The sequence below is a fragment of the Gordonia amicalis genome, assembly GCF_022059885.1.
GTDB lineage: Bacteria > Actinomycetota > Actinomycetes > Mycobacteriales > Mycobacteriaceae > Gordonia > Gordonia amicalis.
Genome location: NZ_CP091855.1, coordinates 2,470,870 through 2,486,175, shown reverse-complemented (window position 1 = coordinate 2,486,175; position 15,306 = coordinate 2,470,870). Strand labels below are relative to the sequence as shown.

The 15,306-nt window shown below is 67.5% G+C and carries 13 protein-coding genes and 1 riboswitch; of the genes, 6 read left to right on the top strand and 7 right to left on the bottom strand.

Features of this window, described 5'->3' with window-relative positions; genetic code table 11:
* Positions 1–16: 16 nt before the first annotated feature.
* The gene (locus IHQ52_RS11515; protein WP_006434505.1) at positions 17–1,459 is read right to left on the bottom strand and encodes an NAD(P)/FAD-dependent oxidoreductase; all 1,443 of its coding nucleotides are present in this window, start codon (positions 1,457–1,459) and stop codon (positions 17–19) included.
* The gene (locus tag IHQ52_RS11510) at positions 1,456–2,955 is read right to left on the bottom strand and encodes a gamma-aminobutyraldehyde dehydrogenase (RefSeq protein WP_006434504.1); all 1,500 of its coding nucleotides are present in this window, start codon (positions 2,953–2,955) and stop codon (positions 1,456–1,458) included. The genes IHQ52_RS11515 and IHQ52_RS11510 overlap by 4 nt, the downstream gene beginning before the upstream one ends.
* Before the next feature lie 110 nt (positions 2,956–3,065).
* On the opposite strand from IHQ52_RS11510, the gene IHQ52_RS11505 reads away from it, so the two are divergent.
* The 3 genes from IHQ52_RS11505 to IHQ52_RS11495 all read left to right on the top strand — a co-directional run bounded on the left by IHQ52_RS11505 (position 3,066) and on the right by IHQ52_RS11495 (position 6,296).
* Positions 3,066–3,530 carry an Lrp/AsnC family transcriptional regulator gene (locus IHQ52_RS11505; protein WP_006434503.1) on the top strand — a complete coding sequence of 155 codons (465 nt, stop codon included), beginning with the start codon at positions 3,066–3,068 and terminating at the stop codon, positions 3,528–3,530.
* Positions 3,527–4,918, top strand: coding sequence for an aspartate aminotransferase family protein (locus IHQ52_RS11500; RefSeq protein ID WP_006434502.1), 1,392 nt, complete (start codon positions 3,527–3,529; stop codon positions 4,916–4,918). Before IHQ52_RS11505 ends, IHQ52_RS11500 begins: the two co-directional genes overlap by 4 nt.
* Positions 4,919–4,994: 76 nt before the next feature.
* Positions 4,995–6,296, top strand: coding sequence for a D-alanyl-D-alanine carboxypeptidase family protein (locus IHQ52_RS11495; RefSeq protein ID WP_040004484.1), 1,302 nt, complete (start codon positions 4,995–4,997; stop codon positions 6,294–6,296).
* A gap of 39 nt (positions 6,297–6,335) precedes the next feature.
* Here IHQ52_RS11495 and IHQ52_RS11490 read toward each other — a convergent pair whose 3' ends face one another.
* The 3 genes from IHQ52_RS11490 to IHQ52_RS11480 are packed head-to-tail and all read right to left on the bottom strand — an operon-like array spanning position 6,336 to position 9,362.
* Entirely contained in the window at positions 6,336–7,394 is a 1,059-nt protein-coding gene (locus IHQ52_RS11490) for a YhjD/YihY/BrkB family envelope integrity protein (protein ID WP_006434500.1), read from the bottom strand.
* Between the two features lie 48 nt (positions 7,395–7,442).
* On the bottom strand, positions 7,443–8,477 hold the full coding sequence (gene trpS, locus IHQ52_RS11485) for a tryptophan--tRNA ligase (protein ID WP_006434499.1): 1,035 nt from the start codon (positions 8,475–8,477) through the stop codon (positions 7,443–7,445).
* A 48-nt stretch (positions 8,478–8,525) separates the two neighbouring features.
* Positions 8,526–9,362, bottom strand: coding sequence for an exodeoxyribonuclease III (locus IHQ52_RS11480; RefSeq protein WP_006434498.1), 837 nt, complete (start codon positions 9,360–9,362; stop codon positions 8,526–8,528).
* A gap of 169 nt (positions 9,363–9,531) precedes the next feature.
* Between IHQ52_RS11480 and IHQ52_RS11475 the strand changes: the two genes are divergently transcribed.
* Together IHQ52_RS11475 and bfr are read left to right on the top strand one after the other, a co-directional pair.
* Entirely contained in the window at positions 9,532–9,714 is a 183-nt protein-coding gene (locus IHQ52_RS11475; protein ID WP_006434497.1) for a (2Fe-2S)-binding protein, read from the top strand.
* 104 nt (positions 9,715–9,818) lie between these two features.
* Positions 9,819–10,304, top strand: coding sequence for a bacterioferritin (bfr, locus tag IHQ52_RS11470; protein WP_006434496.1), 486 nt, complete (start codon positions 9,819–9,821; stop codon positions 10,302–10,304).
* Positions 10,305–10,322: 18 nt separating this feature from the next.
* Here bfr and IHQ52_RS11465 read toward each other — a convergent pair whose 3' ends face one another.
* On the bottom strand, positions 10,323–11,597 hold the full coding sequence (locus IHQ52_RS11465; RefSeq protein WP_006434495.1) for an MFS transporter: 1,275 nt from the start codon (positions 11,595–11,597) through the stop codon (positions 10,323–10,325).
* Between the two features lie 126 nt (positions 11,598–11,723).
* Entirely contained in the window at positions 11,724–13,526 is a 1,803-nt protein-coding gene (locus IHQ52_RS11460; RefSeq protein ID WP_006434494.1) for a PE-PPE domain-containing protein, read from the bottom strand.
* 264 nt (positions 13,527–13,790) lie between these two features.
* A riboswitch (SAM riboswitch) is annotated at positions 13,791–13,910 on the top strand.
* Positions 13,911–13,973: 63 nt separating this feature from the next.
* On the opposite strand from IHQ52_RS11460, the gene IHQ52_RS11455 reads away from it, so the two are divergent.
* Complete coding sequence (locus tag IHQ52_RS11455) at positions 13,974–15,296, top strand: bifunctional o-acetylhomoserine/o-acetylserine sulfhydrylase (protein WP_006434493.1); 1,323 nt, start codon at positions 13,974–13,976, stop codon at positions 15,294–15,296.
* Positions 15,297–15,306 lie beyond the last annotated feature (10 nt).

Sequence of the window (15,306 nt, the reverse complement as noted above, 5' to 3'; positions counted from 1 at the left end):
CCGAGCAGGAAGCGGGTCAGCTGTCGAAACCCAAGCCGACCTTGTCCAGCAGAGTGAGCCACGCACCCCGACGGCCGTTCCGGCGTTCGCTGCGCGCGATCTGCTGCCGGGTGACGGTGATGCCGGCCCACCGAACCGGCTCCGGTGGGAACGGTAACGGCTTGCGGCGCACCATCTCCAGGGCGGTCCGTTCGGTCTGCAGACCATCGACGAGGTCGAGTGCGGTCGCGGCCGCGAAATGCGAGGCACCGACGCCGAGACCGGTGAAGCCCACCGCCGTCACCACCTGCCCGTCGTGGGAGGTGTCCCAGAAGGCGCAGAACCTCGAGCAGGTGTCGATCACCCCGCCCCACGTGTGCGTCGCGGTGATCCCCTCGAGTTGCGGGAACATCTGCAGCAGATGCTCACCGAGCAGCGCCCACTCACCGGGGCGATGCGCGCGACGCGGATCGTCGTCGGAACCGAAGTGATACGGCGCATCCCAGCCGCCGAACAGCAGCCGGTTGTCCGCGGTGAGCCGGAAGTAGTGGAAGCGTGGACCGCTGTCGGCGAGTCCCTCACGCCCGGACCAGCCAAGAGACGCCAGCTGGTCGTCGGACAGCGGTTCGGTCATCAGCGCGTAGTCCCACACGGGGACGGTGTAGAGACGCAGCCTACGGACCAGCGACCTGCTCGCCGACGTCGCGACCACGACCCGGCCGGCGCGCGCCTGTCCGTATCCCGTTCGCGCGCAGACCCTGCCCGACGAACCATGGCCCGACGGCCCCCTGGACAGTCCCAGTACCTCGGTCTCCTCGTGGATTCGTACCCCGAGCCGTTCCGCGGCGTCGGCGAGACCGAACGCGAGCTTTGCCGGATCGATCAGCATGACCTCGGGGTCGTAGAGTGCGCCCCGGACCATGGGCGAGTCGACGCGTTCCCGCGCCGCGGATGCGTCGAGCAGCACGAGCTCCTCGCCGAGCGCCCGGCCCGCGGCCGCGGTCGCGGCCAGTGCGTCGTACTGCCATCCGGTGGTGGCGAGGTCGAGTTCTCCGGTGCGCTCGACGTCGGCGTTGATGCCGAGACGGGCCAGCGTGCCCTCGATGGCGTCGAGTGTTTCGCGCCCCATGTGCAGCAGCGTCGGCATCTCGTCGCGGAAACGCTGCAGACCGTTGCCGAGCCCGTGCGTGAGGCTGGCGGCGCAGAAGCCGCCGTTGCGTCCGGACGCGTGTTCGGCGATCCGGTCGCGTTCGACGAGCACGATGGTCCGAGACGGATCCCGTTCGGCCGCTTGGACCGCGGTCCACAGCCCGGTGAGGCCACCGCCGATCACCAGCAGGTCGGCGGTGACCTCACCGACGAGTCGGGGCCTCGGTTCCGGACGGAGATCCCGATCGAGCCAGTAGGGGCGGGCCGCGGCCTGCGCGACCATCTCGACGCCCCGGGAGGTCGGCTCGCGGGCCCACGTTCCGGTCGTCACACCGACCGACCATTCAGGGCGAAGACCGTTCGGTGCCATTGCTTTTCGGCGACGCCGTGGATGTCACTCATGACGTGCTTGATCAGCAGGTACTCGTCGAGGGAGTAGGTCGACATGTCCTTGCCGAAGCCGGAGGCGCCGTACCCGCCGTGCGGCATCTCGCTGATGATCGGGATGTGATCGTTGATCCAGACGCAACCGGCGTGGATCTCGCGCGACGCCCGCTGTGCGCGATAGACGTCGCGCGTCCACGCCGACGCGGCGAGGCCGTACGGGGTGTCGTTGGCGCGACGGATCGCGTCGTCGTCGTCGATGAAGGGGCTGACCGTGAGCACCGGTCCGAATACCTCCTCGCGGTAGATCTCCGAGTTCTCCGTGACATCGGCGACGAGCGTGGGCGGGTAGAAGGCGCCCCGACCGTCGGGCACCGCGCCGCCGGTGACCACCCGGGCCCCGGCTGCCCGGGCACGCTCCACCATCCCGGCCACCTTCTCGCGGTGCCGTCGTGAGATGAGGGAGCCCAGATCGGTGGCGGGGTCGGTCGGATCGCCGATGACGACGCGCGACATGAGGTCCGCGACGCCGTCGACGAATTCGTCGTGGAGCGTGGGGGCGACGATCGCCCGGGTCGCCGCGGTGCAGTCCTGTCCGCCGTTGATGATCGAGGCCGCGACCGCACCGTGGATCGCTGCCGGCAGGTCGGCGTCGTCGAAGACGACGAACGGCGCCTTGCCGCCGAGTTCGAGTTGGATCCGTGCCCCGGTGGTGGCGGCCTGCGTCATCACCTGCCGGCCGACCGCGCTCGACCCGGTGAAGGTCACCATGTCGACGCCGGGATGTCCGGCCAGGTGGGCGCCGGCATCCGGACCGGTGCCGACGACGATGTTGAGAACGCCGTCGGGCAATCCGGCCTCGGTGGCGATGCGGGCCATCGTCAGCGTCGTCAGCGGCGTGATCTCGGCCGGCTTCAGGACCACCGCGCACCCGGCGGCGAGTGCCGGGATGACCTTCCACACCGCCATCTGCAGCGCGTAGTTCCAGGGCGTGATGGTGCCGACGACGCCGACGGGTTCACGGCGGATCGACGAGGTGTGGTCGCCCGAGTACTCCGCACTCGCCTTGCCCTCGAGATTGCGTGCGACACCGGCGAAGAACTCGATGTTGTCGATCGATCCGGGGACGTCGAACTCGGTCGCGAGCCGGATCGGCTTGCCGGTGTGCGCGACCTCTTCGGCGATCAACACCTCGGACTGCGCCGCCAGCGCTCTGGCCAACGCGAGCAGGACACCCGCCCGTTCGGCCGGGGTGGCACGTCCCCAGGCCGGCTGCGCGGCGCGGGCACTCGCGATCGCGGCATCGACATCGCCGCGACCTGCGAGTTTCACAGTCGCAACCGGCTGATCCGTGGCAGGATTGACCACGATGTGATCGGCACCGGTCGAGTGATGTGGCTTACCGTTGATCCAGCCGGACGGAATGCTGGTTGGTGGGGACATACCCCCAGAGCCTACCGATGTCGTTGCGGATTCACGCGCTGAAGCCAGGTTTCACTACGGTTTCCGTCGTCAATGTTGCGATTTACTGCTAAATCCGTCACCATCATGGGGTGGCTGACCCTGTATCCACACAGCTGGACGCAACCGCGAAGAAGATCATCGAGCTCCTGCAGGCCGATGGTCGGAGCAGCTACGCCTCCATCGGCAAGGTCGTCGGACTCTCCGAAGCCGCCGTGCGCAACCGTGTGCAGAAGCTCAGCGACAGCGGTCTCATGCAGATCGTCGCCGTCACCGACCCTCTCAAACTCGGATTCGCACGCCAGGCGATGATCGGCATCCGTTGCGTCGGCGACACCCAGGCGCTCGCCGAACGGCTCGCGGAACACCCCGAGATCGACTACGTGCTCCTGACCGCGGGGTCCTTCGACATCCTGATCGAGGTCGTCTCCGAGGACGACGACCACCTGCTCGAGATCCTCAACAAGAAGGTACGGGTGCACCCGGAGGTCGTCGGTACCGAGACCCTCGTCTACCTGAAACTCGTGAAACAGCAATACAACTGGGGAACCCGATGACCGTGACCGCCCCCTCTACGCCCCCGAACTCCGCTCAGTCACTCGGCGCCCGCAGTGCAGCTCACCTCTGGGGACACTTCGCCCGGCACGGCGACGCCATCACCCCTCCGGTGATCACCCGAGGGGAGGGCGTCCGCATCTTCGACGATCGGGGACGCAGCTACCTCGACGGCCTGGCGGGACTCTTCGTCGTGCAGGTGGGTCACGGACGCGTCGAACTCGCCGAGGCCGCCGCCCGGCAGGCCAAGGAGCTCGCCTTCTTCCCGCTGTGGTCGTACGCGACACCGCCGGCCATCGAGCTCGCCGAGCGGCTCGCCGCCTACGCGCCGGGCGATCTCAACCGTGTCTTCTTCACCACCGGTGGCGGTGAGGCCGTCGAGAGTGCCTGGAAACTGGCCAAGCAGTATTTCAAGCTGGTCGGCAAACCCGGTAAGCACAAGGTGATCTCGCGTGCGGTCGCCTACCACGGCACCCCGCAGGGCGCACTCGCGATCACCGGCGTGCCGGCGCTCAAGGAGGCCTTCGAGCCGTTGACGCCCGGTGCGTTCCGGGTGCCGAACACCAACATCTACCGGGCGGACGACCACCTGTCCGATGACCCGAAGAAGTTCGGCCGCAGGGCCGCCGACCGCATCGCCGAGGCGATCGAATTCGAGGGCCCCGACACCGTGGCGGCCGTCTTCCTCGAACCCGTCCAGAATGCCGGCGGCTGCTTTCCGCCGCCGCCCGGCTACTTCGAGCGGGTGCGCGAGATCTGCGACGAATACGACGTCCTGCTCGTCTCCGACGAGGTGATCTGCGCATTCGGTCGCATCGGTTCGATGTTCGCCTGCGAGGACTTCGGCTACGTCCCCGACATCATCACCTGCGCCAAGGGCATGACGTCGGGCTACTCGCCGATCGGCGCGATGATCGCCAGCGACCGGCTCTTCGATCCGTTCCGCGACGGCACCACGACCTTCGCGCACGGCTACACCTTCGGCGGGCACCCGGTGTCGGCGGCGGTCGCGCTGGCCAACCTCGACATCTTCGAGCGCGAGGGCCTCAACGATCACGTCAAGACCCAGGCCCCGGCCTTCCGGGCGACCCTTGAGAAGCTGTACGACCTGCCGATCGTCGGCGACGTGCGCGGCGAGGGCTTCTTCTACGGGATCGAGCTCGTGAAGGACAAGGCCACCAAGGAGACGTTCACGGCAGCCGAATCCGAACGCATCCTGCGCGGGTTCCTGTCCACCGCGCTGTTCGACGCCGGGCTCTACTGCCGCGCCGACGATCGCGGCGATCCCGTCGTGCAGCTCGCGCCGCCGCTGATCGCGGGACAGGCCGAGTTCGACGAGATCGAGCAGATCCTGCGGTCGGTCCTGGGCGAGGCGTATTCGCTGCTGTAGTCCGCATGGCCGAACGTCGGACACGACGCGTTCGCACGTCCGGAGACCACGTGGTTCCGCTGGTAACGTGCGATCGGTGACCTCGGGGTGGACTCGCCGGACCGCATCGGCACTCGTTGCCGCTGTTCTCGGGATGCTTCTGTGCATGTCCGCCGGACCGGTCGGCGTCGGACCGGCCGGGGCCGTCCCGCTCCCCACCGGCGCCCCGCCCGCCTTCAGCACTCCGGTCACCGATCACTGTCCGCACAAGATCGGCACGCCGCCTGCTGTCGACGAATCCGAGGCGGTCGCACCGGGTTCGACGACCCCTTCCTCGCTGCCCGTCCCGACACCCGCGATCGGGGGTGAGGATCTCTCGTACTGCGGCGTCGTCGCCGACCCGGCGGCCGGTCCCGTTCCGCCACGGCTGACCTCGGCCGGGTGGCTGATCGCCGACCTCGACTCCGGCCGCGTCATCGCGGCCAAGGACCCCCACGGGCGGTACCGGCCCGCGTCGACGATCAAGGTGCTGCTCGCACTCATCGCCCTCGACGAACTCGACCTCGACGCGACGGTCATCCCGACCGCGGAGGACTGGAGCACCGAGGGCGACTCGTGCGGGATGGGACCGGGCGGTCACTACACCGTCCGCGACCTGCTCACCGGCCTGCTCATGGTGTCGGGCAACGACTGCGCGAACGCCCTCGCCCGCGAACTCGGTGGCGTGGAGACCACGCTGGAGAAGATGAACGAACGCGCCCGCGAGCTGGGCGCCGCCGACACGCGCGCGGCGAGCCCATCGGGTCTCGATGCCGCCGGGATGTCCTCCTCGCCTTACGATCTCGCGCTGATCTTCCGAGCAGCCATGGCGCAGGAGACCTTTCGGGAGCTCATCGCGAAGCCCACCTTCCGATTCCCCGGCTATCCGCGCCGACCAGACGTGCCCGGCGACAAGGACCATCCGGCCTACGACATGTACAGCAGCAATCGGCTTCTCGTGGACGGCTATCCGGGCATGCTCGGCGGGAAGACCGGCTACACCGACGACGCGCGCAAGACCTTCGTCGGCGTGGCCGAACGCGACGGCCACCGCATCCTCGTCGTGCAGATGTACGGATTGTCGGTCGAGGGCGACATGTACTGGGATCAAGCGCGGGAGATGTTCGAATACGGCTTCCGTGCAGGTCCCGAGATCACCGTCGGACATCTCGTCGACCCCACTGCTGAAGCGGCGGAATCCACTGCGCCGCGCGCCGCCTCGTCCCCGGACTCCCACCTCGCGAGTTCGGGTTCCGACACCGCCTCCCCGATGTCGGTGCGCGTCCTCATCGGTCTCGTCGCGGCGCTCGCCGCCGTGGTCTTGCTGCTGTTGGGACTCAGGCTTTTCGGCCGCAGGTGATCCACCCACCTGCTTCTGCTCAGAAGGGCGGTGGGTACGTCAACGCCTGCGGACGACCCCCACGAGCGTCGCGATCGCCGCGCCGGCACCCGCCGCGGCCGCCAGTGCCGCCGGACGCGGCGTCGGACTCACCTCGACCGTCGGCGAGATGACCACTGGCCGATGCAGTTCCGCGTCGGGGTCCTCCTCGACCTGGAACTCCTCGTTCGCTTGGTCGGTCGCACACCAGGCGGCGGCGTACAGCACGATGCGCGACGCGAGGTACGCGAACACCATGACACCGAGGATCGGGCCGAATGCCACACCCGCCGGGCTGCTCAGCACCGACTGGAGGTAGAGCCCGCCGACCGTCTTGACGATCTCGAACGCGACCGCGGTGATCAGTCCGGCTTTCAGGGTGTTGCGGAATGGCAACTGCACCAGGGGAAGCCGCGCCATGATGAACGTGAACAACGCCCAGGTCGCGAGGATCGAGACCGCGGTCGACACCACCCGCACGAGGATCGGCGCCCACGACGCGTCGTCGAGGCCCACCCACCCCAGCACAGTCTTGGTGAGACCCGAATTGCCCAGCGCGGTCACGGCCATCGTCACCGCGAAGGCGACGCCGAGTCCGGCGAAGGTCACCAGATCCCACACTTTCGACATGACCGCGTTGCGTTGTACTCGACCACCCCACATCTCGGTCATTCCGGTACGGACCCCGGAGATCCAGCCGATGCCGGTGAACGCCGCACCGAGCAGGCCGACCACACCCACCGTGGTACGGGAGTCGATGGCCGAGGTGATGATGTCGGAGACCTGATCGCCGAGTTGCCCCGGCATCTTCTCCACGACCGCGTCCTGGATCTCCTGCAGCACCTCCGGCTGTTGGGCCAGCACGAAGCCGGCGACCGCGAACGCCACCATGATGATCGGGACGAGCGCGAGGATGCCGTTGAAGCTGATGCTCGCCGCGTAGAGATTTCCGCGGCGGTCGTTGTAGCGGTCCACCGTCCGCACGACGTGGTCGAGCCAGGTCCAGCGCTCACGCCGGTCCTCGTAGATCGACTTCGCACGGGTGACGAGTGACTTCCCCGAATCGACCACCGAACTCACCGCACGCCTCCTCGTCGAATCGCCGAGGAGGTCGAACTCAGGACTGTGTCAGCGCCTCGGCGACAGGAATCCCACCTTGTCATAGACCGACTCGAGGGTCGCCGAGGCCACCGACCGAGCGCGTTCGGCGCCACGAGCGAGAATCGCGTCGAGCTGCGCGGGATCGTCCATGTAGTCGGAGACGCGGCCACGCAGCGGCGTGACGAACTCGGTGAGCACGTCGGCGGTCTCGACCTTGAGGTCGCCGTACCCCTTGCCCTGGTACTTGTCGACGAGGACGTCCACCGGAGTGCCACTCAACGCCGACTGGATGGTGAGCAGGTTGCTCACACCCGGCTTGTTCTCGGGGTCGAACCGGATCTCGGTCTCCGTGTCGGTCACCGCCGAACGGATCTTCTTCGCAGACTTCTTCGGCTCGTCGAGCAGATTGATGAGGCCCTTGTCGGACTCCGCCGACTTGCTCATCTTGGCGGTCGGGTTCTGGAGGTCGTAGATCTTCGCGAACTCCTTGACGATGTATGCCTGGGGGACCTTGAGGACCTTGCCGAAACGCGAGTTGAAACGCTGCGCCAGATCGCGCGTGAGCTCGAGGTGCTGACGCTGGTCCTCGCCCACCGGCACCTGATCCACCTGGAAGGCGAGGATGTCCGCGGCCATGAGGATCGGATAGGTGAACAGCCCGACACCCGCCGCGTCCACGCCCTGCTTGGCCGATTTGTCCTTGAACTGTGTCATCCGGCTCGCCTCACCGAAACCGGTGATGCACGACAGCACCCAGGTCAGCTCGGCGATCTCCGGGATGTGCGACTGGACGTAGATCGTGGAGCGCTCGGGATCCACGCCGACGGCCAGCAACTGAGCGACCGACAGACGCGTGCGATCGGCGAGGGTCTTCGGATCGAACGACGCCGTGATCGCATGCATGTCCGGGATGAAGTAGTACGCCTCGAAGTCGTCCTGCAGGGCCACCCACTGGCGGACCGCACCCAGGTAGTTACCTAGGTGGAAGGAATCGCTGGTCGGCTGGATTCCCGACAGCACGCGCGGTCGGGCGGCACCGGATGCGGAGGCGTCAGAACTCATTGGTCCATTTTCGCAGACCCGCAAAGCCCTTTGACGCGGGTGCCCGCCTCACTCGTAGACGACGGTGACCGGCGCATGATCCGACCACCGCAGGTCGTACGCGGCCGCCCGGTCGACGGTGGTCTTGACCGCCCGCTCGGCGAGCGAGCGGTTGGTCAGCTGATAGTCGATCCGCCAGCCGGAGTCGTTGTCGAAGGCCTTGCCACGCCACGACCACCACGAGTACGGGCCGCTCTCACCGGGATGGAGCTCACGGGAGACGTCACGCCAGCCGGTCTCGAGGAGCCCGCCCACCCACGCGCGTTCGTGCGGCAGGAAGCCCGGGCTCTTGAGATTGCCCTTCCAGTTCTTGATGTCCGCCTCGGCATGGGCGATGTTCCAGTCGCCACCGACGACGACGTGCCGGCGACGACGGACGAGCCGACCGAGATGGTCGCCGAACTCGTCGAGAAACCGCGCCTTCTCCTCGAATTTGGCGATGTCCTTCTCGGCGTCGGTGAGCGCCGCACCCTTGGGCAGGTACAGACTGGCCGCGGTCACCGGTCCGAGATCGGTGTCGAGGTCGACCTCGAGATAGCGACCGAGTTCGTCGAACTCGGCGCTCCCGAAACCGATCCGGACGGCGTCCGGCGCCCGGCGGGTGAGCACGCCGACACCGGCATGCCCCTTGACCGCCGACTCGCTCATCGTGAGATGCCAGCCCGCCTGAAGAGCGGGAGCCAGGGCGTCCCGGGCGAGGTCCTCGCTCGCGCGTACCTCCTGCAACAGCACGATGTCGAGCGACGAGTCCTCCAACCAGGGCAGGAAGCCGCGGTTGTTCTCGGAACGATGTTTGACCGCCGCGCGGATTCCGTTGACGTTGACCGTGGAGATGGAGAGTGGCACGAGGCCACATAGTACGGATTCGGTCCGACAGATCCCGCGCCCGCCGCATACCTCCCGAGACGGGTCTACGGGTCTCCGATTGAGACGAAATGGAGGTAAGGCAACCCTTGTGCTCACCGAGGAGAATATGTAAGCATTACCTAATCCAGGCACTACGTTAGGTCCGAAGATGTTCGTTTGCATATGCCGCGCCGTCACCGTCGACGAAATACATGAGCACTGTGATGCCGGTGCCTACACCGTCGACGACATCAGTGATCGGTGTGGCGCGGGCGAGGGCTGCGGAACCTGCCTGGAGAAACTCGACAGCATCCTGAGCGAAAGGGCGGCCACCTCGACGAGCGCTGCATGATCCGACACTGACAACTCCAGTCACAACCTCGCGCGAGTACACGCGCGGGGCGTTTTGCCGTGTTAACTTCGTCACCAGACAATCGGCTAACGGGAGGCTGTCAGATGCGTGGCGACGACGAGATCATTGCACTACTCAACGAGCAGCTCACGAGCGAGCTGACCGCGATCAACCAGTACTTCCTCCACTCGAAGATGCAGGCGAGCTGGGGTCTGACCGAGGTCGCAGCGAAGACCCGCGCGGAGTCGATGGAGGAGATGACGCACGCCGAGATCCTCACCGACCGCATCCTCTTCCTCGACGCACTGCCCAACTATCAGCGACTGCTGCCGCTCCGAATCGGGCAGTCCATCCGGGAACAGTTCGAGTCGGACATGGCCGTCGAGGTCGAGGTCGTCGAGCGACTCCGCCCGGGCATCGCCATGTGCCGCGAGAAGGGCGACATCACGAGCGCGAACATCCTCGAAAAGATTCTCGCCGACGAGGAAGAGCACATCGACTACCTCGAGACGCAACTCGAGCTGATCAACAAGCTCGGCGAACCGCTCTACCTGTCGAAGACCATCGCGACTCCCCCGTCCAACGGCTGACGAACAGCAGCCGACCGCTCAGGCGCCGACCGGCCGTCGCCGAGCGGTGGCGATCGCGACAACCGCGACGGCGATTCCGCCGACGGCGAGCACCGCGCCGATCGCCGACGGCGACAGGAACCCCCACCCGGCCGAGACCACCACGCCGCCGAGGAACGCGCCCGCGGCGTTGGCAACGTTGAGCGCCGAATGATTGAGGGCGGCGGCCAGTGTCTGCGCGTCGGCAGCGACGTCCATCAGCCGCGTCTGGAGAGCCGGCAGCATCGTCGATCCGGTCAGCGCCACGAAGTAGGTGAGAATCAGTGCCGCCCAGGCATTCTCGGCGAGCACCGCGAAGGCGGCGAGAGTCACCGCGCTGGTGAACAGGCCGGCGAGGATGGCGACGGACACACTCCGATCGGCCGCGTAGCCGCCGACGAAGTTCCCGGTCACCATGCCCAGTCCGTACAGCATCAGGGCGAAGGGCACGACGGAGACCGGCAGTCCCGTGACCGACGTCAGGGCCGAGTTCAGATAGGTGTAGAACGCAAACATCCCGCCGAACCCGACGACGCCGATCACCAGGGTGAACCACACCTGCGTTCGTCTGAGTGCCCCGAGTTCGGTCAGCGGGTCGGTGATCGTCATGCCGGACAGGGTCGGCAGCACACGGACCAGTGCGACGACGGTCGCGATGCCGATGACGACGACGATCGCGAATGCGGTGCGCCACCCGAACGTCTCCCCCAGCCAGGCCGCCGCGGGCACGCCCACGACGTTCGCCACCGAGAGACCGAGCATCACCTGCCCGACCGCCTTGGCCCGATTCCGCGGACCGGCGAGGTGCGCGGCGACCAGCGCCGCGACGCCGAAGTACGCACCATGCGGAAGACCGGCGACGAACCGCGCCACGAGTAGAAGTCCGTACGACGGCGCGAGCACGGTCGCGAGGTTGCCGATCGTGAACGCCACCATCAACGCGATCAGGAGCACCCGCCGCGACATGCGCGCCGTGAGCGCCGCGATCAGCGGAGCACCCACGACGACGCCGAGCGCGTAGGCGGAGATGACGTGGCCGGCGGTCGGCTCGGAGACACCGAGGGAACCGGCGATGTTCGGGAGCAGACCCATCGCGACGAACTCTGTGGTCCCGATGCCGAAACCGCCCAGCGCGAACGCCAGGATCGTCAACCGGCGGGCACGACTCGAGATCGTCGACGAGGGACGCTCCTGCACCTTCGACGATGCGTCGTCGAGCACCTTCGGAACGAGGTCGTCCGGCGCACCGGTGGTCGTCGTGGGAGCGTCAGGCACGCCTCATGCCAACCGGCCCATGGAGACCACAATTCCCCCGGACCCGGTGAGTTGCTTCACAGGGGGCCGACGACCCCGCCCGCCTGCCCGATCGCTGGGCGATCGATTCCTTGGAGGTTGCCGGGACTACTCGGAGCCCGAGTCCCCGCTCGACGAACTGTCCGATCCGCCATCGCTGTTGCCGGAACCGCTGCTCGAATCCGACCCGCCGCTGCCGGAACTGCCCGAGTCCGAGCCGTCCGGGTTCGAGGTCCCGGAGTCGGCGCTGCCGGAGCCGCCGTCGGGATCGGAGCCCGGGGTCCCGGCGTCCGACGACGGCGCGTCGGAGGAATCGGTCTCCGACCGCGTCACGCCCGGATCACCGCCACCGGTGGACGGGTCGGTGCCGTCTCCGCCGCCGGCCGGGCCGTCGTCGGGTTCGGCGGCCGACGCAGGCGCCGAGGTGTCCGTATCCGCCGAAGAGTCGACTCCGGACGGACCGCTCGCCACCTCGGTGACGGCCGGGATGCCGGAACCGCCGTGGGTCGCCTCGACCTCCGGTCCGCTGGTCTCGGGATCGTCGTCGACGGCGGCGAAGGTTCGGGCGAGAGTCACCGGCACCTCGGAGTCGTCGTCGGCGAGCACGGTGAAGGTGTTCGGCTGCGACGTGACGGTCGGTCCGACGATCGCGCCCGCCCAGTACCGCACGGCGTTCACCGGCAGCAGCACGATGCTGCGAACGCTGGCGGCCAGCGCGGTCACACCGCGCATGAGTCGCGCCGGGGACAGGCTGACGATGCCCTGCAGGATGTCCTCGAAGACGAAGAGGTCGGGAAGGTAGGCGCCGTAACCGAGCTGCGGCAGCGGCGGGAGGACACCCTGGACCAGGCGGACGACGGGCTGCAGGTTCGCCAGGGTGATCCCGAGCGGGAGGCCGACCGTCGGACGGCCGGACAGGAAGTCGCCGATCTCGCCGGTGTAGCCGAGGTCGGATGCCCAGCCCTGGACCAGCTCGGCGAATGCCGACTTCGCGCCGACCATGCAGACCGTCCCCGCGTCGTTGCACGAGACCGGTCGCGTCGCCCACTGGGACGCGGGGTCCCGGTACATCGCGTACGGGTAGAGGAAGTGCTTGACCTGGTAACCGAGGAGCCCGTCGATCGCACCGATCGGGTCGTGGATGGGATCGGGCAGGTCACAGATGGGGTCGCCCTCGATACAGACCGACACCACCCGACCCTCGAGCTCACCGAAACCGGCGTCGGTCCCGCTCGTCCCGCGCGGACCGGACATCGTCAGCCCCGGGATCACGCCGATCAGGGACAGTTCGATGCCGCGTCCGGTCTTGTCGCCGGCCTGCCGCGGGTCGGAGTACAACTCGCCGCTGATCCCGTCCGGGTCGATGACGACGGTGATCGGATTGCCGTCCTCGTCGAGGAGTGGGTCGCCGTTCTCGTCGGTCGCCACGACCTCGACCGGACCCGAGCCGATGTCGGCCAGGACATCACCCGCGACCCGGGCACCCTGCGAGTACCCGGCGACGACGACCGGCTTACCCGAACACCGGGTCTGGTAGCCGGCGATCGCCGATGTGGTCGCCGCGTTTCCCTGCGCCACGCTCGAGTCGTACCCCGTGGCGCCCAGCGGCCAGAGCGTCGTCGGATAGTCGGCGTAGATGATCGTGTATCCGTTGTCGCCCGCATACTCGGAGTCCGGGTCCGGATTCCCGTCCGGCCCGAGCCCTCGGTACCGCTGTGTGACCCCGACCAGGTGTTGCCCCTCGGGGTCGTTGGTGCCGGCGGCGATCACGACCGCCCCCGCTCCGCAGGACTCGGATGCCTCCGCGAGGGCGTCACCGGGGAGGCATAGGGCGACGGCCACCGCGAAACCGGTTGCAGAGGCGACGAGGACGGAGATCCGTCGAGAGCGGAGGTGCGCCAGCGCAGCCATGAGGTGTTCTCCTCGATGAACCCGGACCATGCCAGTGCGGAAGCCCGCCGGGGTTGCCCGAACCCTAAGGCGACGACGAAGAACCTGACATGATGCTGAGAAGCGCTAACGACGCTGTACTGGGGATTCGCCGTGCCGTTTGACCGATTTCAACCGCTCGGACCACACGCTCAGTACACGGTTCGGAGGCAGTGTGAGGGGTTCGACTCGGCGTGACCGGGAGGGTTCTCAGGCACTCACATCCGTGTTATATCCTTGTCGCCAGGTCATGAGTATCAGCGCCAAGCCCCGGCTTGCTGATCGGCAACCCTCCAACCGCGGTGGGGTGCTCCGGGTGATGACCGGGTTGGGATCGCAGCAGCGAAGCCCCGGCAAGCGCGGGTCCGAAGGTCGGACCCCAACAGGGTCGAATTTGGCCCTGCCGACCGTAGAAAGTGATCAATCGTCATGTCTGATGCCAACGAGGGCACGAATCCGGCCGACAACTGGAGCTTCGAAACCAAGCAGATCCACGCCGGCCAGACCGCCGACGCGGCCACGAATGCCCGGGCTCTGCCGATCTACCAGACCACCTCCTACGTCTTCAACGACACGCAGCACGCGGCGAACCTCTTCGGTCTCGCGGAGCCGGGCAACATCTACACCCGCATCATGAACCCGACCCAGGACGCGGTCGAGCAGCGCATCGCCGCCCTCGAGGGCGGCGTCGCCGCTCTGCTCGTGGCCTCCGGGCAGGCCGCCGAGACCTACTCGATCCTCAACATCGTCGAGACCGGCGGTCACGTGGTGTCCAGCCCGCGTCTGTACGGCGGCACCTACAACCTGTTCCACTACACCCTGCCGAAGCTCGGCGTCGAGGTGAGCTTCGTCGAGGATCCCGAGGATCCGGCGTCGTGGCAGGCCGCCGTCCGCGAGAACACCCGCGCGTTCTTCGGTGAGTCGATCTCCAACCCCAACAACGAGATCCTCGACATCAAGGGAGTCTCCGAGGTCGCACACCGCAACGGCGTGCCGCTGATCATCGACAACACCGTCGCCACCCCGTACCTGATCAACCCGCTGGCCCACGGCGCCGACGTCGTCGTCCACTCGGCCACCAAGTACATCGGCGGACACGGCACCGCGATCGGCGGCGTGATCGTCGACGGCGGCACCTTCGACTGGCGTGTGCAGCGCGACGGTAAGGACCTGTTCCCCGGCTTCACCACCCCGGACCCCAGCTACCACGGTGCGGTCTTCGCCGACCTCGGTGCGCCGGCCTACGCACTCAAGGCCCGCGTCCAGTGGCTGCGCGACACCGGTGCCGCCATCGCCCCGTTCAACGCCTTCCTGCTCGCCCAGGGCCTCGAGACCCTGAGCCTGCGCATCGAGCGTCACGTCGCCAACGCGCAGAAGGTCGCGAAGTTCCTCGAGGGTCATGCGCAGGTCGAGTCCGTCGCCTACGCCGGCCTCGAGTCCTCGCCCTGGTACCAGCGCGGCCAGGAACTCGCCCCCAAGGGACAGGGTGCGATCATCTCCTTCGAGATCGCCGGCGGTGTGGACGCGGGCAAGAAGTTCGTGGACGCGCTGACTCTGCACAGCCACGTGGCCAACATCGGCGACGTCCGCTCGCTGGTCATCCATCCGGCCTCGACCACCCACAGCCAGCTGACCCCCGAGGAGCAGCTCGCCGCAGGTGTCACCCCGGGACTTGTTCGCCTGGCCGTGGGGATCGAGGGAATCGACGACATCCTGGCGGACCTCGAACAGGGCTTCGCAGCCGCCAAGTGAGACAGGTGAG

Coding starts and splice junctions, on each gene's coding strand:
- IHQ52_RS11510 (WP_006434504.1), bottom strand. CDS start 2,955: ATGTCCCCACCAACCAGCATTCCGTCCGGCTGGATCAACGGTAAGCCA.
- IHQ52_RS11500 (WP_006434502.1), top strand. CDS start 3,527: ATGACCGTGACCGCCCCCTCTACGCCCCCGAACTCCGCTCAGTCACTC.
- trpS (WP_006434499.1), bottom strand. CDS start 8,477: ATGAGTTCTGACGCCTCCGCATCCGGTGCCGCCCGACCGCGCGTGCTG.
- IHQ52_RS11475 (WP_006434497.1), top strand. CDS start 9,532: ATGTTCGTTTGCATATGCCGCGCCGTCACCGTCGACGAAATACATGAG.
- bfr (WP_006434496.1), top strand. CDS start 9,819: ATGCGTGGCGACGACGAGATCATTGCACTACTCAACGAGCAGCTCACG.
- IHQ52_RS11460 (WP_006434494.1), bottom strand. CDS start 13,526: ATGGCTGCGCTGGCGCACCTCCGCTCTCGACGGATCTCCGTCCTCGTC.
- IHQ52_RS11455 (WP_006434493.1), top strand. CDS start 13,974: ATGTCTGATGCCAACGAGGGCACGAATCCGGCCGACAACTGGAGCTTC.